Consider the following 23,884-nt stretch of genomic DNA (forward strand, 5'->3'; position numbering starts at 1 on the left):
TGCCGTGGCCCGCCAGTGGGCTACGGCCGCCGCCCCTGCACGTCGTATTGGATCGACTCACGGGTATGAGTCGCAAGGTTTGCGAGATACACGTACTGCGCGGCGGTGGTGTAGGCATCCATGTAGTCGGCCCGGCCCGGGTCGGCCCGGGCCCACCGTACGGCCTCCTCCGCGGCCGTGCCATGCAGCGCGCCAACCGGTACGGTCGGGGCCGATCCGCCGTTGCGTAGCTCGAAACTGGCGAGGTCGCCGGCCGCCGTGTAGACGGTCCCGTTGCCGGTGAACTGCGGGTGGTGGAACACATCGGTGGGCACGCTCTGCGGATGCACCGGAGCGGGTGCCTGCAGCGCGCCGGTGACGACGTCGGCCGCCTGCCCGAAGGCGAAGCCGGCGAACCCGCCGACCTCCGGCAACTTGCCGACACCGAACCCGACCACGTCCTTGACCGCGTTGGCGATCGCCACCTGCCGGGCGTACGCCTCCTGCGCCGTACGGGTGGCCTGCTCGGCGTCCTGCACGTTGGCGTACCAGATCGCGTTGGCGGCCGCGGCGTTGGTCAGGCCGTCGACGTTGCCGGCGTACCGGCCCGCCTGTTCCATCGGGATCGTGCCGGCGTCGGCCTGGCGCAGCAGGTACTCCTGGTACAGGTCCGCCGCCGCGCTGATCTCGTCACGACCGTCCTGGGTGACCTGACCGAGCATCAGCATGTGCCGGGCGTCGGTGCTGCCCAGGCGCTGCGCCGCCGGATCGGTGTCCAACCCGTCGAGCGGCTGGGCGTACAGGTCCAGGTTCGGCACGGTGGCCCGGGCGACCGCCTCGGCGAAGTGCGGGTTCTCCCGCGTCGCGGCCAGGGTCTGCGGGTACGACGCCGGGTCGGTCATCGTCTGCGTGAGGTTGACGTAGGCACCGCGGGCCAGGTCATGCTCGGCGGGATCGGCGGTTCCGGCGCCGATCCAGTCGACGACCCGGCCCGCGGTGCTGCCGTCGTCCGCCCACCCGAAGCCGGCCAGTCGGCGCAGTGTCTCGCCGTCGCTGGCCAGCGCCGCGTCGGCGACGTGGTTCCGGGTGGACACGTCGAGCAGCGTGGTCATCGTCGCATCCACCCGGGGCTTGTCCCAGAGCACCGCGTCGTCGGTCGACACGTAGTACCCGGGCTGGTCGGGGCTGTGCCGGGAGGGGTCGTCCAGCCGCTGGGTGACGTCGGCCATCTCGCCGACCCGACGGGTCACCGCGGCGGAGTAGTCGGCTCCGGCGACGAGATCCCGGTCGGCCGCGCCGGTCAGCTGCGACAGCGCCTCCCACTGGGCGTACCGGGGCACGTCGAGCCGGTTGGTGTAGACCGTCTCGCCGAGCACCCCGGTCAACGGTGCGCGGCCCGGCGTCGCCGGCACCTCGTGCGTGAATCCGAACGAGTTGGTGCCGATGTTGGTCTCGGTGGCCGCCGGTGTGTGCACGAGGTCGCGGACCGCGGCAGGCAGGTCGGCCGGGTCCTGCGACAGGGTGAGGATGCCGTTGCCGACGGTCCGCAGCATCTCCTGCCGGTCGGCGGGGGCGAAGCCCGGGGCGGTCTCGCCGAAAATGCCGAACAGACTGGTCTGGTAGCGGTGCTCGGTGGCGTTGACGTAGCCCGGCAGGTCGAACACCCGGTCGCCGAGCGCGCCGTAGAACGAGGTCAGGAAGGCCTTGTCCGCGGCGGACGGTGGTTGGTTGGTGCGTACCCGGTCGGTGATCACGGCGAGCTGCGCCATGCTCTGGCGGAACTGCGTTGGCGAGGCGTCTCCGGCGAGCGCGGCCCGCACCGCCTCTCCCGCCAGACGTCCGTCGGCGCCGGCCGCGGCGGCCGGACCGGCGGCGCCCACCGGGTGCGGCCCGCCGAGCTCGGTGGCGACCTGCGCCAGCACCACGCCAAGCCGGTCCCACACCCCGCGCATCGCACCCAACGCCTGCTCACCGATGTTCCGGGCGTGCCCGAGCAGAACGGAGACCTGGCTGCTCGGCACCGCCCCGGCGGCGGCCACCAGGAGCTGGGCGTTGGCCCGGAACCGGGCGATGACCGTGTCGGCGGTGCTCGCGGCGGCCTCCAGGCCGCCGGCTGCGCGTTCCAGCGCGGCGGCGTGCCGGCGCAGTCGCGCCTCGGTGCCGTCCAGCCCGGTGGTGACCCGGCCGGCGGCGGCGCCGAACGCGTCGTACGCCGAGCCGTGCCACTGCGCCGAGAGCCCGGTCCGGCGTCGGACCAGCTCACCGCAGACGCCCGCCGCCTGGTCGGCGATCGCCAGATAGGAGTGGGCCACGGTCCGCAGCCCGGCCGGGTCGCCGGTCATCTGCCGGCGGTATTCGGCGAGCACCGTGGCGTACCGGGAGAGCAGCCAGGACAGCGCGCCCGACAGGTTCACGGTGTGGCCGACCAGGGCGGGAGAGACGCCGGTCACCGGTCAGTCCACCTTGATCGAGCCGTCGGCGCCGACGCTGATGTCGGCGTTGACGCTCTGCCCACCGGAGCTGGCGGTGACCTCGATGTCGAACGCGCGTCCGGTGTCCACCGGCACCTCGACGGTCAACGTCATGTCGCCCTTGCTGGCCGTGATCGTCACCTCGTCGTCGCCGTCGTCGCCGGGCCCGGACGGGGCGGACGAAGCCGGCCCGTCAACCGGCGCGGCCGGTGGGATCGGCAGCGTCTGCACCGGGCCGTGTGGCGTCATCGTCACCGGCGCCCCACCGGGGAGCGAGGACTGACCGGGGTGGACCGCGACCCACTGGTCGGTGCCGAGCGCCGGCGGCAGATAGCTGCTCATCGAACCGCTGGCCGGGTAGCCCACGCCGGTGAACGTCGGCATGCCGTAGCCGCTGGTGCCGAAGCTGCCGCCCAGGGCCACCTGTCCCGCGCCGGTGGCGACGCTGGCCATCGGTGGTGGCGCGAGCACGGGGTTGCCCGCGCTCCCGGGCGGCAGCGCCGGAGCGGGTGCCGAGCCGCCGTCGTTGTTCTTCGAGAACAGCTGCTCGACCTGGCCGACGATGGTGGCCAGACCGGTCAGGATCTGGCCGAGGTTGGTCACCCCGATGGCGGTGAGGATGCCACCGATACCGGTGAGGAACGCCTTGAGGATCCCGGTGGTGCTGACCGCCAGGGCCCGGCCGGCCGCCCGGGTGTACGGATTGGACATCAGGGCGGCCACTGTCGGGTTGACCGCGCTGACCACTGCCCGGTAGGCCGCCTGCGCGGTGGTCAACTGCGCGGCGGCGCCCTCGAGTTCCCGAACGCCGGCGTACACGGTCTCGATGATCTGCTGGAAGCTGGCGAAGGACTTGTTCAGCTTCTGCACCACGGAGTCGCTCGCCGACCCGGCGGACCACACCTCACGCAGTTGCTCGCGGGCCCGCTCCAGGTCGGCCAACAGGGTGACCAGTCGGGCCACCCGCGCGGTCAACGCCGCTGAGTGGGCAAGGATGGCTTGCGGGTTACCGCCCACGATCGTGGGCAGTGCGACGGTGCCGGGCCCGCGTCCGCCGGCGGCGGCGTCCATCGCGCCCGAGTTGGGGATGTCAAACACGACGCACCTCTCTCGGCTTCAGGCCGTCGGGGTTCACCACAGCGAGGTCGCATCCGTCATCGGGCGGTAGACCCGGACGCGTCCGAACTCCGCCGCCGAGCCGACTGCTCCGTGGTTGTAGAGCTGGCCGCCCGCGCCGGCGACGCCGATGACCGGGCCACCGTCACCGACGACGGGCTGTACGACCACCACGTCGCCGGGGTGCACCAGGCCGGAGACGTCCCGCCCGCTGCCCGAGTAGACCGCCAACAGGCCGACCCGTTCCTGGTTGGCCGGGCTGCGGTCGAGCCAGTCGGCGAAGTCCCGCGCGTCGCGGAAGGTCACTTCGGTCAGGGGCCGGGCCGAAAGCTCACCGAGCCCCGCCCGGCCCAGGTAGTCCAGGATGTTGCCGACCGACCCGGGCTCCCCCGCCGCGCCCGCGCTGTCGTTGATCGCGTAGCCGGCGAGGGCGGCGCTGGGCGCCGCACCGGTGCCGGTGGGCGCCCCGCCCAGCGCGGCGGCGACCGCCCGGTCCGCGTCGTCGTAGTCGTTGGCGCTGCGGTGCACCAGGTCGTTGATCTCCTGCAGCAGTTGCAGCAGCGTCCGCATGGTGCCGACGACCTGCCCCTGCATCGCGATGTTCGCCGACGCGACCGGCGAGCCCAGCTTCGCGAACGACGTCGGCGCGAGGGTGAGCCGCTCCAACTCCATCACCGTGCTGTACGCCTGGAGCAGAATGCCGACGACGTTGCCGACCACTCCCCGTACGGCATCCGGCCGCACGTTGTACGACGAGCCTGTCGTCATCGTTCGCACCTTCCCGCCAGATCGCCCACGCCGGGCCGGGCAACTCGGCCGCGCTGAGGCGGTTCCCGGTTCGTTGCGGGTCATCGTAGGTTGGTGCGCGCGAGCCCTTAAACGGCAAAACTACCCACTACCTGCTCTGTCAAAGTGACCACGGGTTCCGATTCTTCGGGCCGAGGAGGCACCGCCGGATGTCCGCCGACACCTTCCGCCGCCGGGCTGTACTGCCCGAACCACCACGCGGCGAGATCATGCTGCAGTCCCCGCCCGCCCTGCCCCGCGGGTCCGGCCAGGCCGGCATGCAACTGATGTTCATGCTGCCGATGATGCTCGGCATGGGCGCCATGTCATTCGTCTACATCGGACGGTCCGGTGGGGCGATGACCTGGATCTTCGGCGCCCTGTACATCAGCGCCATGGCCGGCATGCTCATCATGAGCCTGTCCCGTGGCGGCGCCTCGAAGAAGGCGCAGATCAACGACGAACGACGAGACTACCTGCGCTACCTCGGCGGCCTGCGCGGCCAGGTCCGTGAGGTGGCGGTCCGGCAACGGGAGACGGCCCTGGCGGCGCTGCCCGACCCGGCCGACCTGTGGTCGTTCGCCGGCACCGAGCGGCTCTGGGAACGGGCCCGCACCGATCCCGACTTCGGCCGCGTCCGGGTCGGCACCGGGCCGCAGCGGCTGGCCACCGCGCTGCGGGCGCCGCAGACGGCCCCACTGGAGGACCTCGATCCGGTGGCGTCCACCTCGCTGCGGCACTTCATCCGCACCTACGCGACCGTCGGCGGGCTGCCGGTGGCGGTGTCCCTACGTTCCTTCCCGCGGGTCACCCTGGCCGGCGACCGCCCCGAGATCCTGGCCCTCGCCCGGGCCCTGCTGGCCCACCTGGTCACCTTCCACTCCCCGGACAATCTGCGCGTCGCCGCCTGCGTCGGGCCAGACCGGCAGGGCGCCTGGGACTGGCTGAAGTGGCTGCCCCACGCGGTGCATCCGGGCCGGGCCGACGCGAGTGGACCGACCCGGCTGGTCGCGCCCACCCTCACCGAGTTGGCCGCGCTACTGGCCGACGACCCGGCCGACCCGGCGGCCCGCGGCCCGTTCAGACCCGGTGCCCGGCCCGAGGCACCGCACCTGCTGATCGTGCTCGACGGGGCCGGCACGCTGCCCGATGCCGGGCTGGCCCCACCCGACGGCCTGGCCGGCACCACCATGCTGGAACTCGGCGGCGGGTCCGGCGGTGGCGCTGACGCGCTCGACCTGGTGATCTCCGAAGGTCGGCTCGGCATGCGCACCCCGGACGGCGTCTCGCTGGTCGGCGTGCCCGACCGGCTCAGCGTCGCCGGCGCCGAGGTGGTCGCCCGGCAGCTCACCGCGCTGCACACCGGCACGGCGACGGCCAGCGAGCAACCGCTGTCCACCACCTTCGGCCTGGCCGACCTGCTCGGCATCGGCGACCCGCGCCGGCTCGACCCGGCGGTCACCTGGCGCCCCCGGTCGGCCCGGGACCGGCTGCGCATCCCGATCGGAGTGGATCCCGACGGGCGCCCGGTCGACCTGGACCTCAAGGAGTCGGCCGAAGGGGGCATGGGCCCGCACGGCCTGGTCATCGGGGCCACCGGGTCCGGCAAGAGCGAGCTGCTGCGCACCCTGGTCACCGGGCTCGCCGCCACCCACTCCTCGGAGACGCTCAACCTCGCGTTGATCGACTTCAAGGGTGGCGCCACCTTCGCCGGCATGACCGGCCTGCCGCACACCTGCGCGGTGATCACCAACCTCGCGGCCGACCTGACCCTGGTCGACCGGATGGCCGACGCGCTCCGCGGCGAGCTGGTCCGCCGCCAGGAACTACTGCGGGCCGCCGGGAACTACGCCTCGGTACGCGACTACGAGCGGGCCCGGACCGAGGGCACGCCCCTGCAACCGCTGCCCTCGCTGCTGGTGATCATCGACGAGTTCAGCGAACTGCTGTCCAGCCGGCCCGAGTTCATCGACCTGTTCGTGATGATTGGTCGGCTCGGCCGCAGCCTCGGCGTACACCTGATGCTCGCCTCGCAACGGCTCGAGGAGGGGCGGCTACGCGGCCTGGACAGCCACCTGAGCTACCGGATCGGGCTGCGCACCTTCTCCGCTGCGGAGAGCCGGGCGGTACTCGGGGTGTCCGACGCGTACGAACTGCCGCCGGTACCCGGCTCGGCGTACCTGAAGTGGGACACCACCACGCTGCAACGGTTCAAGGCCGCGTACGTCTCCGGCGAACTGCCGCCCGAGCAGGCCGCCGCCGTGGCCGAGGAGATCCCGTACGAGCGGCGGGTGCTGCCGTTCGGGCTCGCCCCGCTGGCGCCGGCCGAGCCGGTACGCGCACCGGCCCCGACGAACGCCCCCGACACCGCGGCGACCAAGGGCGAGACCGTGCTGAGCGCCATGATCGGCCGGCTGCTCGGCAACGGGCCCGCCGCGCACCAGATCTGGCTGCCGCCGCTGGCCGAACCACCCGCCCTGGACCAGCTGCTGCCGCCGCTGGGCGTCGATCCGCGGCGCGGTCTGACCCCGGTGGGCTGGGCCGGCAACGGGCAGCTCACCGTGCCACTGGCCATCGTGGACAAGCCGTTCGAGCAACGCCGGGACCTGCTGTGGGCGGAGCTGTCCGGGGCAGCCGGGCACGCGCTCGTGCTCGGCGCACCGCAGAGCGGCAAGAGCACCCTGCTGCGCACCCTGGTGTCCGCGCTGGCGCTCACCCACACCCCGACCGAGGCGCAGTTCTTCCTGCTCGACTTCGGTGGCGGCGGCCTGGCCACCCTCGCCGGCCTGCCGCATGTCAGCGGCTACGCCAACCGGATGGACACCGAACGGGTCCGCCGGATCGTCGCCGAGCTGACCGGCCTGCTGGCCGAGCGGGAGCAGTCGTTCGCCGCGCACGGCATCGACTCGATCTCCGACTTCCGGCGCCGCCCACCGCCCAGCCCGGACGGGCGGACGTTCGGCGACGTGTTCCTCGTCGTCGACGGCTGGATGACCCTGCGCCAGGAGTTCGAGCCGCTGGACGAGTCGGTCACCACGCTCGCCGCCCGCGGCCTCGGGTTCGGCCTGCACGTCGTACTGTCGGCCAACCGGGCGATGGAGATCCGACCGGCCCTGCGCGACCTGATCGGCACCCACGTCGAGCTGCGCCTCGGCGACCCGGCCGACTCGGCGTACGACCGGCGGGCCGCGGCCGACGTGCCGAAGGGGGCTCCGGGACGCGGGCTCACCGCCGACAAGCTGCACTTCCTCGGCGGGCTGCCGCGCATCGACGGCCGTACCACGGTCAGCGACCTGCCCGACGGCGCGAGCGACCTGGTCAAGCAGGTGGACGCGAGCTGGCACGGCCCGCGCGCTCCGCAGGTGCGGTTGCTGCCCAGGCTGGTGCCGGCCGCCGACCTGCCCGGTCCGGTTCCCGGTGACCGACGGATCCCGATCGGGCTCGCCGAGGCGGACCTGGGACCGGCCTACCTGGACTTCGACGCCGATCCGCACTTCATCGCCTTCGGCGACGTGGAGTCCGGCAAGACCGGGCTGCTGCGGGTGCTCGCCCAGCAGATCGAGGCCCGTTATCCGGTGGCCGAGGCCGCGGTCATCGTCGCCGACTACCGGCGCGGGCTGGTGGACGCCCTCACCGGCCCGCACCTGCTCGGCTACGCCGGCAGTGAGCCGGTGCTCGAGCAGCTCGTCGCCGAGGCCGCGGAGGGACTGCGGCGACGCCTGCCCGGTCCGGAGGTGACCGCCACCGAGTTGCGCGAGCGCAGCTGGTGGAGCGGCCCCGAGCTGTTCGTCCTCGTCGACGACTACGACCTGGTGGTGTCACCGAGCCGCAACCCACTCGCGCCCCTGCTGGACTTCCTGCCGCAGGCCAAGGACGTCGGCCTGCATCTGGTGCTCACCCGCCGCTCCGGCGGCGCCAGCCGAAGCCTGTTCGAGCCGGTCGTGCAGCGGCTGCGCGACCTGGGTACACCGGGCCTGCTGCTCTCCGGTTCCCGTGACGAGGGCGCGCTGCTGGGCGACGTCAAGCCCAGCAAACAGCCACCCGGACGTGGGCAGTTGGTGGACCGACGGACCGGGGTGTCGCTGGTGCAGCTCGCCTGGGCACAGACCGACCCGGCCTGATCCGAACCGGTCGACGCAGGGACCCGGCGGCCCCGGCCGCCGGGTCCCTGTGGGTAATAGTGCCGTGTCGGCGACGGGTACTTGTGCCGTACTACCAAGGGTGACGGATGCATAGCATCCCCAGCGTGTACGGCGCCGCGAGTCGGCGCGCGACCCTGCCAAGAGGAGGTGACCCGACGTGGCCAGTCCCGGATACCAGAGTGATGCCGCCGCGATGACGCGAGCGGTCAGCGGGTTCGACGAAGCCGCCACCAACACGGCTCGGAGCATGGCACAACTCGAGAGCGAACTCGTGTCGGTCCTGAGCCGGTACGCCGGTAACCAGGCCACCGCTTTCTGGCAGCTGCAGGGCCGGCTGCAGGAGAGCATGCGGGTTGCGTCACGGGAACTGCAGACCATGTCCGGTCTGGTCAACGAGAGTTTCCGCAACTACAACACCGGTGATATGGCGGCCGCCGACTCCCTGCGGGGCCTCACCGGCGCCGTGGGCGAGGGAAGCCCCGTACTCAGCCGGCTGGCCGGCGCCTAACCTGCCCGGAAAGGGGTGATGTGAAATGACCGCCGATGTGATCAATGTGGAATTCGGCGCGCTGCGGGCCGCCGCCGACTCGCTGCAGGTCAAGGCCCAGGCCTTGAACGGCCACGTGGAACAGCTGCAGAGCAGCCTGGCCCCGATCAAGCAGACCTGGTACGCCTCCGGCAGCGCCGCCGGTCAGGCCGCGGAGCAGTCCGAGACGCGGCTGCGCGCGGCACTGGCCGACATCATCGCGGTGATCGGTCAGTTCTCCGGCAAGGTGAACGAGGCGCACGACACCCAGTTGGCGCTGGAGAACAGGAACACCAGCTTCTTCGCCTGAGCCGGGGCGATCCGCGGCGGCGTGGGGTGGGGCGGGATCCGCCTCCACCCGACGCCGCCGCCCCGCTGGCCGGCGTTGTTCCCAGCCGAGCTCCGAGACAGGAGAGCGCGACGATGTCCCACGAGGAGTCGTTCCGGGTCCACCTCGAATCGCTGCTGGCGTTCGCCCGCGAGTTGGAGGACCAACTGGAGGCGATGCGCAAACCGACGGACGGCCTCGGCCAGTTGCGCATCCGGCCGGTCCGGCTCGGCGAGTTCGGCGAGGCGGCGTCGCTGGCCGAGCGGCACCGGGCCGCCGCCGAACAGATGCACGAACTACTGCACACCGTGCGGGAGGCGATCGCCTTCGCCAACGACGTGACCCGCATGATCGCGGACGGGTACGCCGACTACGACATCGGCGTCGCCACGTCCTTCCGGGCGCACGGAAGGGACTGACACGATGCCGCGTGGACACGGTCGGGCGCGTAGCGACTTCAGCCAGTACAGCCACCCCGAACTCATGCGAATGCTGCACGCCGGCGATCCGAAGTCGGTGACCGAGGCGGCGGAGGGCTGGGGAGCCGCCGGCACCGCGCTGCACGAGCGCGCCGGCGACATCGAGCGCCAGCTCCGCGAGTTCGAGCAGTGGTGGGACGGCGGCGCCGCCCGACAGTACAAGTTGATGATCAACGATCTGACCTCGGGTATCCGGCAGGTGGCCAGCACCGCGTTCACGGTGCGCGACCTGGCCTACTCCTCCGCCGAGGCGCTCACGACGGCCCAGAAGTCGATGCCCGCCCCGGTCGCCGTACCCGATCTCGCCCCCTCCGTCGTCGCCGCCGCGACCACGCCCCTGGTCGTACCCGCGGACACTCCGGCCAGCACGGTCGACACGCTCCGCCAGCACCAGGCCGAGGCGGTCGCCGAGGTCCACGCCCAGCAGCGGGCACAGGCCGCCTCGAACGCGGCCCACCAGCAGGCGGTGCAGGTGATGTCCACCCTCGCCACCGAGTACGTCACCGCCGAGGACGCGATGCCGGTCACCCCCAGCGCCGCGTCCCGACCGGCCACCGGCACACCGATCGAGGAGCCACCGCCGGTCACGCCAGCCCCACCGCTGGCTCCGCAGCCCGGTGGCGACCCGCCGTCCGTACCGGCCGGGACACCGGTCGACCCGGACAAGGCGCCCGTCGACCCGGACGCGGTACCGCCGGCGACCCAGCCCCGGCCGCTGTTCGGCACGATGTTCACCGCCGGGTTGGCCGCGGCCGCCGCCGCGCTCGGCGGGCGGTTCGCCACCGTGCCGCCTGGGCTGGGGGCCAGGCCGAAGGACGAGAAGAACGGCGAGAAGAAGGAAACCGCCCCGGTCGCCACGGCCAACGACAAGGCCACCGCCGGCGGTGCCCGGATCTCCGCCGGCGGCGCGGGTGGCGGTGTGGGTGGCGGCGGAGGCGGCGTCGACATGTCGCCGGTGGCGAGCCAGTCCTTGGCTGGTCAGGCCGGCGGCCCGACGGCGAGCGGGCTCGCCGGAGCCGTGGGGACCGCCGCCGGGGTAGCCGCGGCGAAGGGCATGGCCGGCGGCTTCATGCCGGCGATGCCCTTCGCCCCGATGGGCGCGGGCGACGCCGCCGGCGGCCGGCGCATCCCGCCCTGGCTGGTCGAGACCGAAGACGTGTGGGGCGAGCAGTCGGTGGTGACGCCCGCGGTGATCGGCGAGGAGCCTGAGTCGGACCAGCCCGGGACCCGGTCATGGAGGTGACCAGCGCCGGATTCCGAGCCGTCCCGACCGCACTGGACGCCGCGGCGACCGAGCTCACCGGAAGCGCCGACCGGTTGAACACCATCCGCGGGCAGCTCACCACGCATGCCATCGACGGCCAGGCGTTCGGGTTGGTGCCGCAGTCCCAACGAGCCATGCAGGCACACGGCAACAGCCTGCAGCTCAGCAGCACCGAGCTGGAGTCGGCGGCGACGCAGACCCGGCGGTTGGCCACCGGGGTGACCGCCGCGGTGACCAACTACCGGCAGGGCGACACCCAGGTCAGCCAGGCATTCCGACAGTTGCTGGGTGGTCTGGCCGGTGGCACCACCCTGGCCGCCGCCGGGGCCACCGCGCCCGCCGGCACTACCCCCTTCGGCACCCGGATCGCGGCCAACCGGTCGGCGATCACCGCCGAGTTGGCCGCCGAACGGCAACGCCTCGCCGGCTATCAGGCCCAGCTCACCGGGGACCCGGTCGCCGACCACCGTCTGCAGGAGACCATCACCCGGTCGCAGGCGCGCATCGAACTGTACGAGAACGTCATCGCCGAAAACCGCAAGATCCTCTCGTTCGACCCGTCCGGTGACGGATCGATGGTCGAGCTGGTCGGCGACATCGACGCCGGCACCCGGAACGTCGCCGTGTTCGTCCCGGGCACCTTCTCCGAGCTGGCCAACTTCGAGCGGTACCGCGACGCGGCGGCCGGTTTCGTCGACGCCGCCCCCCGGCGGGACCTGGCCATGGTCACCTGGATGGACGGCGACCTGCCCTCCAACCTGTTCCCGCAGGCCCCGTCGGCCAGCTACGCCGACGAACTCGGGCCCCGGCTCGCCGACTTCTCCCGTGAGCTGCGTGCCGAGATCGCCGGCTCCGCTGCGGCCGGCAACGACGTGCAGGTCACCTTCGCCGGCCACTCGTACGGCGGCGCCGTGGTCGGCACCGCCGAGCAGCACGGGTTGGACGCCGACCGGGTCCTGCACATCGAGTCGGCGGGCATGGGTCACCGCGTGGACGGCCCGGAGGACCTGCGCCCGGCCCAGCCCGATGTGCAGCGCTACTCGATGACCGCCCCGGGCGACCCGATCGCCTGGGTCCGGGACATCAACATCTTCAACTGGGGGCACGGGGCCGACCCCGACGAGTTCCCCGGTGTGGTCCGGCTGGAGACCGGCAACTACCCCGACGGCCGACCGCTGGAGGGCACCTCCGCGCACTCCGACGTGCTGACCTACCACAGTGACGCGTGGTGGAACATGTACCAGGTGTTCACCGGCGGCCCGGTGGTGACGGTACCGTCGACGCCATGACCAGCCCGATCGACTACGAGCCGCTGGCCGCCGTGGCGGGGCCGCTGCGGGCCGTGCTGCACGCGGTCGCCGCGCGGTTCGGCGCCGACGCCCGCATCAGCCGCGACGAGCAGCTCGACTGCGACCCGTTCCGGCCGGCCGGCGTACCGAGCGAGTCGGTGCGCTGGGAGTACAACCTCCGGGTTCCCGTCCCGCCCGGCGCCGTCGAGATCCTGTTGACCGAGGTGGTGCCGGAGCTGAGCGCGGACGGTTGGCGAGCCACCGACCGCAGCGGCGAGTCCGAGGTGGCCTACCAGTTCCAGCGGGACGGGGCGAACCTCGGCGTACACATCTCCCGGGACGGCACCGGCGAGGTGGTGGTCGGCGGCTCCAGCCGCTGCGTACCGACCGAGATGCCGTAGCACCAGCCGCACCACGGGTGGGGCCGGTCAGCCGCCGGGACGCCAACCGCGGGCCCGGCCTCGACGCGCCACGGCCGTACCGATCCCGAGCAGCAGCGCCGCCCCGAGTCCCGCCGACGCCAGCGGCAGCACCAACGGATCCACACGGGTGCCAGGGGCCGCACGGGCCGCGGCGACCGGCTGCGCGCTCGCGCCCACGGGTCCCGGCGGATCCTCGACGCCCTCTGCGGCCACCGCCCGGTACGGATCCACCATTCCCCAGCCGAGCTGCGGGTGGTGCCCGTCAACCGCGGTTCGCTGCGCGGTCGACTCGATCCGCCGCACCACCTCGGCGGCGCTGAGTTCCGGTCGGTAGGACCGCAGCAGCGCCGCCGTGCCCGCCACGTACGCCGCCGCGTAGGCCGGATCGTCGACCGTGGGTGAGTGTCCCAGCCGACCGGCCGCTCCGGCGGAGAGGCTCACCAGTTGTCGTCCCGGGGCGGCCACCCCGATGTGGTCACCGGATTCGGTCGAGGCCACCGCGCCGTCCGGCCCGAAGGCACCGACCGCCAGCACCCCGGGCAGGGCGGTCGGGTAGCTGGTCGCACCCTGGTTCCGCGCGCCGGAAGCGGCCGGCGACACCACCACGATGTCGGCCGCGATCGCCCGTGCGGTGGCGTCCCGCAACTGGGCGCTGTTCCTGGTCGCCGGCAGTACCACGTAGATCACTCGGGCGCGGGCGGTGACCGCGAAGTCGATGGCGGCGGCGAGCCGGCCGGGGTCGACGTTCCCGTCTCCCTGCCTGGTGGTCTGGGTGTAGCGAACCGGGAGCACGGACACGCCGGGAGCCAGACCGGCGAAGGTGGTCTTGTCGTGCGGCCGGGCGGCGATCAGGCCGGCGGCGAAGGTACCTCGGCCATCACAGTCGTCGGTGGCCCCGGAGCGGTTGGCCAGGACGTCCCGACCTTCCTCGACCTGGCCTGGGCGAAACTGTGCGTTACGGGCGTCGACGCCGGTGCCGAGCACCGCGGTCCGCACCCCGGACCCCGTGCTCAGTGGCCACACCCGGCGCGGCCCGAGCAGTTCCAGCGCCCACGGGGTGCCGGCGGTGTGCACTCCCACCGGGCTGGCGCAGCCGGCCGGTGCCGCGTGGCTGGCCGGCGGGGCTACCGGCAGCGCCCCGACCAGCGCGCCGACGACGCCCGCCAGCGCGCCGAGAGCGGGTCGCGGGCCAGCCGGCCGGGCCGCCGTGCCGGCGCCGCGCCTGGGACGGCCCAGCCGGATCATGCCGGCACCCGCAGGGTTACCCGGGTGCCGCGGCCGGGCCAGGACTCCACGGTCGCTTTGCCGCCGACCTCGCGCATCCGGGCCACGATCGACTCCCGGATGCCGAACCCGAGCCGGCCGGCGACATCGAAGCCACAGCCGTGGTCACGGACCACCACGACCAGGCCGCTGCTCTCCTCGTCGGCGCGGACCACCGCGTCACCGGTCCCGGCGTGCTTGGCCACGTTGCCCAGCGCCTCCCGCACCCCACCGAGGACCGCGTCCCGGTACGGGCCGGACATCCGGCTGCCGGCGCCGGCGGCCACCGCCAACTCCACCCGCAGCCCGCGTCCCGCGAGTTCCTCCACCAGTTCGGCCAACCCGTCGGCGAGCGGGTTGTCTCTGCCGCCACCGGGATCGTCGAGCGTCCTCCGCAGCCGAGCGGCCTGGACCCGGGCGGTGGCCCGCACCTGGGCGAGCTGCACCGCTGACGCCGTCTCATCCGCCGCGCTGTGCAGGGCGATCGCCTCCAGGGTCTGCAACACCGTGTCGTGCAGCGACCGCAGCCACCGGGCCTGCTCGGCCTCCCGACCGGCTTGGATCCCGTACGACATGGTCAGGTGCAGACTCAGCCCACAGATCACGAGCGCCGCCAACGCGACCACCACCGCCAGTCCGAGCCACCCGGCCCGGCCGGCGACCGTTCCGCTGTCCACGGCGGCGCCGAACGCGACCGTCGCCAACTGGATTGGCATCGACAGCAGCACCGCGAGCACGCCACCGACCAGCCCGTACGCGCCGGTCACCAGGACCACGGCACCGGCCAGGTACGACCAGAACACCTCGGTGTGGGGCACCACCGCGCTTCCCACCACGTTCACCCCGTACGCCACGGCGAGGTCGACCAGCACGGCCCCGCGTACCCGTTCGAGGTCCACCGTCGACCGCCGGTGGACCGTGACGATCGCCGCGACGTTGGCGGCCAGCAGCAGGGCCGCAATCGGCAGCAGAGCAACCAGTGCCACCGGCTCCCCGCGCACCACGAGCAGGCCCATGGCGACGGGCAGGACGCACACCCGGTATGCCAGAGCACCGAGCAGCAGGCAACGCGAGGTCTGGCGATGCAGCACGGCAGCGGCGGTGCCGTCGACCGGGCCGGAACCCTTCGCGACGGCCGCCGGCGTCCACATCGGAGGCCGGCGCGGGAATGCGACCCCGGCCACGGCGGCGCGGGTCAGCAGTGTGAACACCATGGCCGGCATGGCGACACTGTCGACTGTCACGGACCCTCCCGCGCTGCGCCGACCAATGCCCACGTGTCAGCTCCTTGTCCACATCACGGACCGCGCGTCGCGGCTGGCCCACGAGGATCATGGCCAGTTTTCCCGACATTTGACCTTCGAAGCAAGAGCCGGCCGCGCATTGATCCGGGCCGACGCCGAATGGCGCCCGGCCCTGCGAAGGTCATCCCGCTGTGGCCCGCCCCACCCCCGGTGGGAGTCGCTCGCCTCTACAGCGATGATCCGTAACAATCCGCCGAAAACCGGTGAACGTTGGTGGACACCGCACCAGGGCTGCACAGCGGAGGGCTGCCCACAGCACGAGAGGTGTCTTCTCGCTGGAGAGCGTGCAGCTGATCGCCCACGAGGTGCGTCACCATCCGCCGTCGAAGAAGGCCAGGAGTGCCGGCGCCGGGTCCGCTGCGGTGGTCGTGTTCGCCACAACGACAACGATCACGACCAGCGACAACAACGCCGAGAGAACACCGAAGGACCCCAACACGCGCCTCGTTCGCCTGTCGGACGGCGCTGTTCTCGCAACCCTCTTCCACAACCCCACGCTCGTGCCGACGAGGACGACCGCCACGATCGCAGCAACCACGGCCATCGCCACGTGATATCGGGAGAAGTCGCTGATCATCACCTCGAGGGCCGGCGGGGTCTGGTCACCCGCGCTCAGGGAATCCGCCAGTCGCTGCCTGACCTGATCGAGCGTGTCGGCGAGCTCTCCGTCGGTTTCGCCGGCCGTCAACATCGGCAACAGCGAGGCGTAGGGCGCTACCGCACCCTGCACGTTGGCCATCACCATCGCCAACGAGAACAGCGCGAGCATCGTGACAAGAACGCCGCCCGACGTGAGGGCGGCCCTCCTTCCCGCCCCGATACCGCCGGCCCTCAGGAATGCCTTCCAGAGAAGAAGGCCGAGTGCGACGAGCACGATCAGCAAGATCGCAGCGATCACGGCCTTGGCCAGGTGGTAACGGAACCAGTAATCGACAACCCTCTGCATTCCCGGGGAAAAATCCCGGTCGCCGGAACGCCAATACTTGACGAATTCTTCGCCCAGGGCCTCGACGAGGTCGCGCCTCTCGACGAAGCCGCCGCCCGACCCGCTCGCCGCCAGCGTGCGCGGGGCGACGACGAAGGCGGCGGCGAGGGCCACAGCGAGGGCGACGAGCATGACGAGGATGCGACCGGAGACACCTGCGGATCGCGACGGGGCTGCGGGACTGCGCAAGGAGATTCCTTCGGCTCGGTCGAGTGTGTGTAGACGGCCCGGCCGCAGCCAGGAGGGCCGCCGCCACCATGAGGCGGTTACCACGTCGGCGGTGAGCAGATCGTGTTCGGGATCGTTCGTGCGCGCCGGTGGGTTGTGATGCTGTCGGTCATTCCGATCACCATCCCGCACCGGCGGTCGCCCGGTCACGGGGGTGCGCCGGACACTTGGAGGTGGGGCCTGCCCCACCTCTCGGGCAGGGCGGGCGCAGAGAGGCGGCCGCGGCAGGCGTCGGCCCCGCAGGCCACGCTCGGTCAGCCTGGCGTACGGCGCGCGGTGTGATGGCCGGCGCATCCCCCGCTGATCGCGCTCATCGGCCTGGGCATCGGCGCGACCATCCGGCACGCCGCGGGCGCCATCCGCGCCATGGTCGGCGTGCTGTTCGTGCTGCCGCTGCTCTCCGTTCCGGCACGCCCTCGATCCTGCTGCGCACGTATACGATGGACGCGCTAGCGGCCGGGGTTCGGCTCTCACCCGCCGTGATGCCTGAACCGCCACGGCAGCACCACGATGTCAGAACCGCTGCGCCAGAACAGGGAACAATGGGGCATGAACACGGTCCAGCGGGCCGGGCGACGAGTTACCGCCAGCGCACGTCCACATCGGCGCTGTGCATCCTGGTCTTCGAGGACCACAGCCGGACCGGCACCGGGTCACCTCCACCGGGCAGATGGTCGACCTGAAGGCGGATCGGCGTGCGCTCGACGGTGGGGAATCCGCCGTCGTGGTCGATCCAGGCCGAGCGGTGGCGAGCCGCGGGCGTCGGTGGCGGTCGGGCGTCAGGTTCGTCTTCCGTACGGGGCGTCGCACGGTCGTGGAGTCGCTGTACCTGCTCACCGCGCCGGTGACCGCCGCGGCCGGCCTGTTGCTGGTGCTCACTGGTCTGTGTGTCGGAGCGGTCGGTCTGCTGCTGCCGGGCCGGTCGCCGGTCGTGGCCGGCGGTTTGGCGCTGGTGCGGTGGTTCGCCGACGTGGAACGGTGGCGGATCGCCAAGGTGCGTCCCCCGGCCGTCGGCGTGGAGGGTGTGGGCCAGCGGCGGAGACCGAAGGAGACAGCCGCCGCGTCCGGCCCGGGGCTGTGGCTCGGCGTGGCGCACGCGGTGGCGGTGCTCCCTGTCGCCCTGGTCACCTCAGTGGTGACGGTGCTGTGGTGGTTCGTCGGACTCGGCGCCGGCACGTCCGCCCTGCGCAGCCCCTACTCCGCCGCGGGACCGATGCGGCCCACGACCCTGACCGTGGGCAGCCCCCGGTCCCACATCGCCTTGACCCTTGGCCTGACGTCGCCGACCGAGCGGCTCGCCTTCGGGACAGCAGTCGGCCTGCTGTTGCTGTTCACCCTGCCGCTGGTGACCCGGGCGTGCGTCGCCGCCCAGGCCGGGCTGGGGCAGACGATGCTGTCTGACGCGTCCGCGTTGCACCGCAGGATCAGCGGACTGGAGCGGGAGCGGGACACCGCACGCGCGCGGCCCGTCGCCGCGGTGACCGCCGAGGCGACCGCGCTGCGCCGGCTCGAACGCGACATCCACGACGGGCCCCAGCAGCGGCTGGTCCGCCTGGCGATGGAACTGGGCCGCGCCCAGCACCACCTCGACAGCAGGCCGGAGGCCGTCCGCGCGGCGCTCGCCGACGCGATCGTCCAGACCGAGGAGGCGCTGGACGAGCTACGGGCCCTGTCGCGTGGCATCGCCCCGCCGATCCTCGTCGACCGCGGTCTGCGCGCGGCGCTCACCGCCCTGGCCGCGCGCTCGACCGTACCGGTCGAACTCGATGCCGACCCCCTGAACGACCGGCTGGACGCTGCGGTCGAGACGGCCGCGTATTTCGTGATCGCCGAGGCCCTGACCAACGTCGCCAAGCACAGCCGCGCCGACCGGTGTGCGATCGGGCTGCGCCACCGTGAGGGAACCTTGCGGGTCTGGGTGACGGACGACGGGGTGGGCGGCGCCGCGCTGGACAAGGGACACGGGCTGCGCGGGTTGGAAGACCGGCTGCACGCGGTCGGCGGCCGGCTGTGGGTCACCAGTCCCTACGGCGGCCCGACGGCGATCACCGCGGAACTGCCGTGCTGCTGAACCCGCACGAACCACCACCGGACCGCGCGGCCCGCGGTCCGCTGCGGATCGTCCTGGCCGACGACGCGGTACTGCTGCGCGAGGGCCTGGTCCGCCTGCTCGCCGAGGACGGTCACCAGGTGGTGGCCGCGATCGGTGACGGCCCGGCCCTGGTCGAGGCGGTGCTCAGACACCGCCCGGACGTGTCGATCGTCGATGTGCGGATGCCGCCGACCTACACGGACGAGGGCTTGCGCGCGGCGATCACCGCCCGCTCACAGTTGCCCGGCGCCCCCATGCTGGTGCTCAGCCAGTACGTGGAGGCGTCCTACGCCGGCGATCTGCTCGCGGACGGCTCCGGCGCGGTCGGGTACCTGCTGAAGAACCGGGTCGCCAGGGTCGAGGAGTTTCTGGATGCCCTGCATCGCGTCGCCCGCGGCGCGACGGTGCTCGACCCGCAGGTCGTCGCGCAGTTGCTGGCCGGGCAGCGCCGGGACGACGCCCTGGGGGCGCTGACCACGCGTGAACGGCAACTCCTGGCGCTGATGGCCGAAGGTCATTCCAACACGGCCATCGCCGAGCGGCTGGTGGTCACCGCCAGCACGGTGGAAAAGCACATCGGCAACGTCTTCGCCAAGCTCGGCCTGCCGCCTGACGACGCCCGGCACCGTCGGGTGCTCGCTGTCCTTGCCTACCTCAGGGCCTGACGGCGGCCCGTCCGCGCCCACCCTCGGTGGGGCACGCTGCCCCACCCCGTACGCCGGCCGGGCCCGCGAGCGTCTCGGCGCCCTCAGAGAGTGCTGCGGTACGGCGGCATGAACCGCAGTCGGGGCATCTGGTCAGCGAGCACTCCCCCGTCGACGACCAGGTGGGTGCCGTTGATGTAACGGCCGGCCTCGGAGGCGAGCAACAGGAGCGCGCCGACGCAGTCGGCCGGCGTGCCGTAGCCGCCGCGCAGGGGGATCCGCTCCTCCCAGGCGGCCTCGAACGCCTGCCGGTCCAGCGGGAACTCACCGTCGATAGGGGTGGCGATCATCCCGGGAGCGATCGTGTTGGCGGTGATGCCGTGCGGTCCCAGCTCGGCGGCGAGCGACCGGGTGAGGAGCTCGACGGCGCCCTTGGATGCGTTGTAGTGGGCCAGTCCGGCCTCGGCCATCAGCCCGTTCTTCGAGGAGACGTTGACGATGCGGCCAGCCACCCCGTCGGCGATCATGTGCTCGGCGACGCGTTGCGCGAGGAAGAAGACGGCGTCCACGTTCACCCGCATCACCTCCCGCCAGTTGGCGACGGTGATCTCGTTGAAGTGCTCCAGCCGGGCCACCCCGGCGTTGTTGACCAGGACGTGCACCGGCCCGTGGGCGCGCCGCAGGTCGTCCACCCAGGGTGCGATCGCCTCGGTGTCGGCCAGGTCGAAGGCGTACGGGTGGCAGGCGCGGCCGCGGTCGGTGATCGCGGCGACGACCGCGCCGAGGTCGACGCCGGGCCGGTCGACGACCACGACGTCGGCGCCGGCGGCGGCGAGCCCGGTGGCGAAGGCCGCCCCGAGCCCGCGCGCCGCACCGGTCACCACGGCCAGCCGGCCGGATAGGTCGAAGGAGGGCGGGACGATGGTCATGCCAACCCCAGCAGGTCGAGCGACGGGCGGTGGATGAGCTGCTCGATCTGCTCGGTGTCGAGCGGGTCGAGGCCGGGGATGCCGGGCACCCGACCCACCGCCCGCAGCCCCTCGATCGAGGCGTCGACGGTGGTGAAGGGATAGTCGCTGCCGAAGAGCAACTTGTGCCACACCCCGTAGTCCTGGACGAGCCGGAGGCTGTGCCAGAGCTGGAAGGGTCGGTAGTGCAGCGCGGAGACGTCGGCGTAGACGTGCCGGTGCTTGCGGATGACCGCGATGCACTCCCCCTCGTACGGGTGGCCGAGGTGGGCCAGCACCATCCGCAGCTCCGGGTGGCGGATCGCCACCTCGTCGAGGTGCACCGGCAGGGCGAAGCGCAGCGGTGCGGTGGAGACGAAGGTGGTCCCGGTGTGCACGAGCAGTGGCAGTCCGTGCCGGACGGCGTACGTGTACAGGTCGTCGTAGGCCGGGTCGGCGGGGTCGAACCCGGCGTACATCGGCATCAGCTTGATGCCGCGCAGGCCGAGGTCGCGGTGCCCGTGCTCCAGTTCGTCGCGCCAGCCGGGCTGGGTGGGGTCCAGGGCGAGGTAGCCGACGAGCCGGTCGGGCTGGGCGGCGACGTACGCGGCCACGGCGGCGTCGTCGACCCACAGCCCGGAGCGGCGGGCCTTGCCGCCGACCACGATCGTCTTCGTGTCCTCCGGTGCGGTGGCCGCGTACTCCGACCACCGCACCGTCAGGTCGACCTCGCCGCCGTGCGCCCGGGCCGCCTCGGCGGCGAACGGGTCGCCGACGTGGTCCGGGCAGTCGAACAGGTGCGAGTGCACGTCGACGATCATCGGCGGTCCCGTTTCTCCCAACCCTCGGCGAACATGTTCCAGAAGCCGTGGCTCGGCGGGTGCTCGACGAACACCTCGTCGACCAGCTCGACGCCGAGGCCGGGCGCGGTGGGCAGGTCGATGTGCCCGTCGACCACGGGCAGGGCACCGCGCACGGCGTCGAAGACGTACTCCTCCAACAGGCCGTCGAACGTCTCGAGGATCTTGAAGTTCGGCATCCCGAGGACGGCGTGCACCGAGGCGGTGGTGCACAGCGGCGAGTTGGAGTTGTGCGGGGCGACCACCATGGCGTGCTGGTCGGCGATGGCGGCGAGCTTGCGCACCTCGGTGAACCCGCCGGCCATGGACAGGTCGGGTTGGATGATGTCGACCGCGTTGGTGGCGAACAGCCGGGCGTACTCGTAACGGTTGTGGAAGTGCTCGCCGCCGGAGATCGGCATGGTGGCGCGGGCGCGCAGCTCGGCGTACCGCTCGACGTGGGTCCACGGCAGCGGTTCCTCAAACCAGCCGAGGTCGAACGGCTCCAGCTCCCGGACGAGCCGGGCGGCGGTGTGCATGGCGAAACGGGCGTGGCCCTCGACGAACAGCTCGGTCTCGGGCCCGACGGCCTCGCGGACGGCGGCGACGATGTCGACCGAGCGGCGCAGCTCGGCGCGGGACAGCTCGCCGAGACCGGCGCCGAACGGGTCGAACTTCAGCGCGGTGTACCCCTTGGCGACGGTGGCGACGGCCCGTTCGGCGAAGGCGGCGGGCTCCCGGTCGCCGGTGTACCAGCCGTTGGCGTAGACCCGGACGCGGTCGCGACAGGCTCCGCCGGTCAGCCGGTACGCGGGCACGCCGAGGGCCTTGCCCATGATGTCGTAGAGGGCCTGGTCGACGCCGGAGACGACGATCCCGCCGACGTCGCCGCCGCGCAGGAAGTCGCCCTGGTACATGCGCAGCCAGATCTCCTCGACGTCGAACGGGTCGGCGCCGATCAGGTGCCGCCCGGCCATCGCCTCGGCGAGCTGGCAGGTCTCCCGGGCCCGGTACGGGTGGGTGATCTCGCCGACGCCGGAGAGCCCGGCGTCGGTGTGCACCCGTACGTAGGAGAAGTCGCGCCAGGCGGTGCCGAGGGTGAGCGTCTCCACCCGGCTGATCCGCCCGGCCGGGCCGACCGGGCGTGTCTTGTCGACGGTCAGCATCACCGCCGCCCTCCCCCGGTGGGGGTCGCGCCGCCCATGGTGGCGGTGCCGGCCAGCTCGGTCACCCCGCCGGCGGCGAGGGTGTCGCGGACGGCCGCCCGGGTGGCGTCGACGAGGTGGTCGATGTCGGCGTCGGTGTGGGCGTACGAGATGTGGTTGCGCTTGAGGTTCAGCGGCAGCTCGAAGATGCCGTGCTCGGGCATCCGCCGACGGTAGCCGATGAACATGCCGGCATCGTTGCGCAGCAGGTCGTCGTAGCTGCGCGGTGCCGGGCCGGCCATGAAGTACGTCACGAAGACGGAGCCGTGGCCGGTGACCACGGCGGGGACGCCGAGGTCGGCGAGGACCTCGGTGATGCCGGCGCGGGCCCGCTCGCCGAGCCGGTAGACGTGCTCGTGCACGGGCTCGGCGCGCAGCTTGTCGAGGGTGGCGATGGCGGCGGCGACCACGGCCGGGTGGCCGTTGTAGGTGCCGGCGAAGAACGCGGGCGCGCCGGGGTGGGTGCTGAACATGTCCATCAGGTCGGCCCGGCCGCCCAGGGCGCCGATCGGGTAGCCGTTGGCGATGGCCTTGCCGAGAGTGGTCAGGTCCGGGGTGACGCCGCTGATCTTCTGCCAGCCGCCGAGGTCGTGCCGGAAGCCGGTGATCACCTCGTCGAAGACGAGCACGCTGCCGGCCCGGGTGCACTCCTCGCGCAGGGTGCGCAGGAACTCCTGGTCGGGCAGGAGGCAGCCGACGTTGTGCGGCACCGGCTCGACGATGACGGCGGCGATGTCGTCGCCGTGCGCGGCGAAGGCGGCCCGGACGGCGGCCACGTCGTTGAAGCGCAACACGAGGGTGGCGTCGAGGACCTCGGGCAGGATGCCGGTGGAGATCGGGTCGGCCACGCCCACCTTGTCCGGGGCGGAGATGACGTTGAGGCTGACCGAGTCGTGCCAGCCGTGGTAGCAGCCCTGGAACTTGACCACCAGGCGCCGGCCGGTGGCGGCGCGGGCGACCCGCAGGGCGTGGAAGGTGGCCTCGCTGCCGGTGCTGGTCAGCAGCACCTTCTCGATGCTGGGCACCAGCTCGGCGAGGGTCTCGGCGAGCTGGACCTCCCCGTCGGTGACGGCCACGCCGCACAGGTCCAGCCGCCTGCCGGCCTCGGTGACGGCGGCGTTGACGTCGGGGTCGTTGTGACCGAGCAGGGGTGGCCCGAAGGCCGCGTGGTAGTCGGTGTACTGGCGTCCGTCGGCGTCCCAGAAGTGCGCTCCGGAGGCCCGGGCGATCACCAGCTCGGTGAGGCCGGGGATGCTGCGCTGTCCACTGTTGACGCCGCCGGGGATGACCCGGCGCGCCCGCTCGGCGAGCGTGGCGCCGGTCGGGGCCGATCGTGAATTCACACCTTCTCCTCATCGGTGCGGCGCGGCGACCCAGCCCGGTCGCGGCGCCGCGGGGTGTCCGCCGCAGGAGGAACATTTCGAAGTTTCGGAACACTGTTCGGCATTGCCAAACGATGTTCGGCATACTAAGCACGCTTGTTCGCCACGGTCAACACGCCGGGATGCCAAATCTCGAACAGCTTTGTTACGCTGTTCGGCCTTGGCGAACAGCTCGGCTTCCCCCTGCCCGAAA

Annotated in this window: 19 protein-coding genes; 9 read left to right on the forward strand and 10 right to left on the reverse strand. The window is 72.4% G+C overall.

What is annotated here, in order from left to right; genetic code table 11:
• Window positions 1-20 precede the first annotated feature (20 nt).
• The 3 genes from ABZ793_RS17600 to ABZ793_RS17610 are packed head-to-tail and all read right to left on the reverse strand — an operon-like array spanning window position 21 to window position 4,334.
• Window positions 21-2,429 carry a WXG100 family type VII secretion target gene (locus ABZ793_RS17600; RefSeq protein ID WP_357458098.1) on the reverse strand — a complete coding sequence of 803 codons (2,409 nt, stop codon included), beginning with the start codon at window positions 2,427-2,429 and terminating at the stop codon, window positions 21-23.
• A 3-nt stretch (window positions 2,430-2,432) separates the two neighbouring features.
• Window positions 2,433-3,548, reverse strand: coding sequence for a hypothetical protein (locus ABZ793_RS17605; RefSeq protein WP_357458101.1), 1,116 nt, complete (start codon window positions 3,546-3,548; stop codon window positions 2,433-2,435).
• Between the two features lie 33 nt (window positions 3,549-3,581).
• Window positions 3,582-4,334, reverse strand: a complete 753-nt coding sequence (locus ABZ793_RS17610; protein WP_350705962.1) for a WXG100 family type VII secretion target — start codon at window positions 4,332-4,334, stop codon at window positions 3,582-3,584.
• A gap of 188 nt (window positions 4,335-4,522) precedes the next feature.
• On the opposite strand from ABZ793_RS17610, the gene eccCa reads away from it, so the two are divergent.
• The 7 genes from eccCa (at window position 4,523) to ABZ793_RS17645 (ending at window position 12,781) form a co-directional block, all read left to right on the forward strand.
• Window positions 4,523-8,473, forward strand: coding sequence for a type VII secretion protein EccCa (eccCa, locus tag ABZ793_RS17615; protein ID WP_357458105.1), 3,951 nt, complete (start codon window positions 4,523-4,525; stop codon window positions 8,471-8,473).
• Window positions 8,474-8,651: 178 nt separating this feature from the next.
• Window positions 8,652-9,002: a hypothetical protein gene (locus tag ABZ793_RS17620; RefSeq protein ID WP_350705959.1), complete on the forward strand. Its 351-nt coding sequence runs from the start codon at window positions 8,652-8,654 to the stop codon at window positions 9,000-9,002.
• A gap of 25 nt (window positions 9,003-9,027) precedes the next feature.
• A complete protein-coding gene (locus ABZ793_RS17625; RefSeq protein WP_350705957.1) occupies window positions 9,028-9,330 on the forward strand; it encodes a WXG100 family type VII secretion target in 303 nt (100 codons plus the stop codon).
• 113 nt (window positions 9,331-9,443) lie between these two features.
• A complete protein-coding gene (locus ABZ793_RS17630) occupies window positions 9,444-9,767 on the forward strand; it encodes a hypothetical protein (protein ID WP_350678828.1) in 324 nt (107 codons plus the stop codon).
• 4 nt (window positions 9,768-9,771) lie between these two features.
• Entirely contained in the window at window positions 9,772-11,070 is a 1,299-nt protein-coding gene (locus ABZ793_RS17635) for a WXG100 family type VII secretion target (RefSeq protein WP_357458109.1), read from the forward strand.
• On the forward strand, window positions 11,061-12,380 hold the full coding sequence (locus tag ABZ793_RS17640; RefSeq protein ID WP_357458112.1) for an alpha/beta hydrolase: 1,320 nt from the start codon (window positions 11,061-11,063) through the stop codon (window positions 12,378-12,380). Before ABZ793_RS17635 ends, ABZ793_RS17640 begins: the two co-directional genes overlap by 10 nt.
• Window positions 12,377-12,781 (forward strand): hypothetical protein, encoded by a 405-nt coding sequence (locus ABZ793_RS17645; protein ID WP_357458115.1) that lies wholly within the window; start codon window positions 12,377-12,379, stop codon window positions 12,779-12,781. The genes ABZ793_RS17640 and ABZ793_RS17645 overlap by 4 nt, the downstream gene beginning before the upstream one ends.
• A gap of 27 nt (window positions 12,782-12,808) precedes the next feature.
• Here ABZ793_RS17645 and ABZ793_RS17650 read toward each other — a convergent pair whose 3' ends face one another.
• From ABZ793_RS17650 to ABZ793_RS17660, 3 genes are all read right to left on the reverse strand, one after another.
• Window positions 12,809-14,047: a S8 family serine peptidase gene (locus ABZ793_RS17650; RefSeq protein ID WP_357458117.1), complete on the reverse strand. Its 1,239-nt coding sequence runs from the start codon at window positions 14,045-14,047 to the stop codon at window positions 12,809-12,811.
• Window positions 14,044-15,309: an ATP-binding protein gene (locus tag ABZ793_RS17655; RefSeq protein ID WP_357458120.1), complete on the reverse strand. Its 1,266-nt coding sequence runs from the start codon at window positions 15,307-15,309 to the stop codon at window positions 14,044-14,046. The genes ABZ793_RS17650 and ABZ793_RS17655 overlap by 4 nt, the downstream gene beginning before the upstream one ends.
• A gap of 370 nt (window positions 15,310-15,679) precedes the next feature.
• Window positions 15,680-16,486, reverse strand: a complete 807-nt coding sequence (locus tag ABZ793_RS17660; protein WP_357458123.1) for a hypothetical protein — start codon at window positions 16,484-16,486, stop codon at window positions 15,680-15,682.
• Window positions 16,487-17,396: 910 nt separating this feature from the next.
• Here ABZ793_RS17660 and ABZ793_RS17665 point away from each other — a divergent pair.
• Window positions 17,397-18,653 carry a sensor domain-containing protein gene (locus tag ABZ793_RS17665; protein WP_357458126.1) on the forward strand — a complete coding sequence of 419 codons (1,257 nt, stop codon included), beginning with the start codon at window positions 17,397-17,399 and terminating at the stop codon, window positions 18,651-18,653.
• A gap of 41 nt (window positions 18,654-18,694) precedes the next feature.
• Entirely contained in the window at window positions 18,695-19,339 is a 645-nt protein-coding gene (locus ABZ793_RS17670; protein WP_357458189.1) for a response regulator transcription factor, read from the forward strand.
• A gap of 83 nt (window positions 19,340-19,422) precedes the next feature.
• Here ABZ793_RS17670 and ABZ793_RS17675 read toward each other — a convergent pair whose 3' ends face one another.
• The 4 genes from ABZ793_RS17675 to ABZ793_RS17690 are packed head-to-tail and all read right to left on the reverse strand — an operon-like array spanning window position 19,423 to window position 23,652.
• Entirely contained in the window at window positions 19,423-20,247 is an 825-nt protein-coding gene (locus ABZ793_RS17675; RefSeq protein WP_357458128.1) for an SDR family oxidoreductase, read from the reverse strand.
• Window positions 20,244-21,086 (reverse strand): amidohydrolase family protein, encoded by an 843-nt coding sequence (locus ABZ793_RS17680; RefSeq protein ID WP_350705937.1) that lies wholly within the window; start codon window positions 21,084-21,086, stop codon window positions 20,244-20,246. Before ABZ793_RS17680 ends, ABZ793_RS17675 begins: the two co-directional genes overlap by 4 nt.
• Window positions 21,083-22,270 carry a mandelate racemase/muconate lactonizing enzyme family protein gene (locus tag ABZ793_RS17685; protein WP_357458131.1) on the reverse strand — a complete coding sequence of 396 codons (1,188 nt, stop codon included), beginning with the start codon at window positions 22,268-22,270 and terminating at the stop codon, window positions 21,083-21,085. Before ABZ793_RS17685 ends, ABZ793_RS17680 begins: the two co-directional genes overlap by 4 nt.
• Window positions 22,270-23,652 (reverse strand): aspartate aminotransferase family protein, encoded by a 1,383-nt coding sequence (locus ABZ793_RS17690; RefSeq protein WP_357458134.1) that lies wholly within the window; start codon window positions 23,650-23,652, stop codon window positions 22,270-22,272. Before ABZ793_RS17690 ends, ABZ793_RS17685 begins: the two co-directional genes overlap by 1 nt.
• Between the last annotated feature and the right edge of the window lie 232 nt (window positions 23,653-23,884).

Source organism: Micromonospora sp. NPDC047465, from assembly GCF_040643125.1.
Lineage (GTDB): Bacteria > Actinomycetota > Actinomycetes > Mycobacteriales > Micromonosporaceae > Micromonospora.

Excerpts from the sequence above, each read along its gene's own strand:
- ABZ793_RS17610 (WP_350705962.1), bottom strand. The coding sequence starts at position 4,334 with ATGACGACAGGCTCGTCGTACAACGTGCGGCCGGATGCCGTACGGGGA.
- eccCa (WP_357458105.1), top strand. The coding sequence starts at position 4,523 with ATGTCCGCCGACACCTTCCGCCGCCGGGCTGTACTGCCCGAACCACCA.
- ABZ793_RS17625 (WP_350705957.1), top strand. The coding sequence starts at position 9,028 with ATGACCGCCGATGTGATCAATGTGGAATTCGGCGCGCTGCGGGCCGCC.
- ABZ793_RS17630 (WP_350678828.1), top strand. The coding sequence starts at position 9,444 with ATGTCCCACGAGGAGTCGTTCCGGGTCCACCTCGAATCGCTGCTGGCG.
- ABZ793_RS17635 (WP_357458109.1), top strand. The coding sequence starts at position 9,772 with ATGCCGCGTGGACACGGTCGGGCGCGTAGCGACTTCAGCCAGTACAGC.
- ABZ793_RS17640 (WP_357458112.1), top strand. The coding sequence starts at position 11,061 with ATGGAGGTGACCAGCGCCGGATTCCGAGCCGTCCCGACCGCACTGGAC.
- ABZ793_RS17645 (WP_357458115.1), top strand. The coding sequence starts at position 12,377 with ATGACCAGCCCGATCGACTACGAGCCGCTGGCCGCCGTGGCGGGGCCG.
- ABZ793_RS17650 (WP_357458117.1), bottom strand. The coding sequence starts at position 14,047 with ATGATCCGGCTGGGCCGTCCCAGGCGCGGCGCCGGCACGGCGGCCCGG.
- ABZ793_RS17660 (WP_357458123.1), bottom strand. The coding sequence starts at position 16,486 with ATGCTCGTCGCCCTCGCTGTGGCCCTCGCCGCCGCCTTCGTCGTCGCC.
- ABZ793_RS17675 (WP_357458128.1), bottom strand. The coding sequence starts at position 20,247 with ATGACCATCGTCCCGCCCTCCTTCGACCTATCCGGCCGGCTGGCCGTG.
- ABZ793_RS17680 (WP_350705937.1), bottom strand. The coding sequence starts at position 21,086 with ATGATCGTCGACGTGCACTCGCACCTGTTCGACTGCCCGGACCACGTC.
- ABZ793_RS17685 (WP_357458131.1), bottom strand. The coding sequence starts at position 22,270 with ATGCTGACCGTCGACAAGACACGCCCGGTCGGCCCGGCCGGGCGGATC.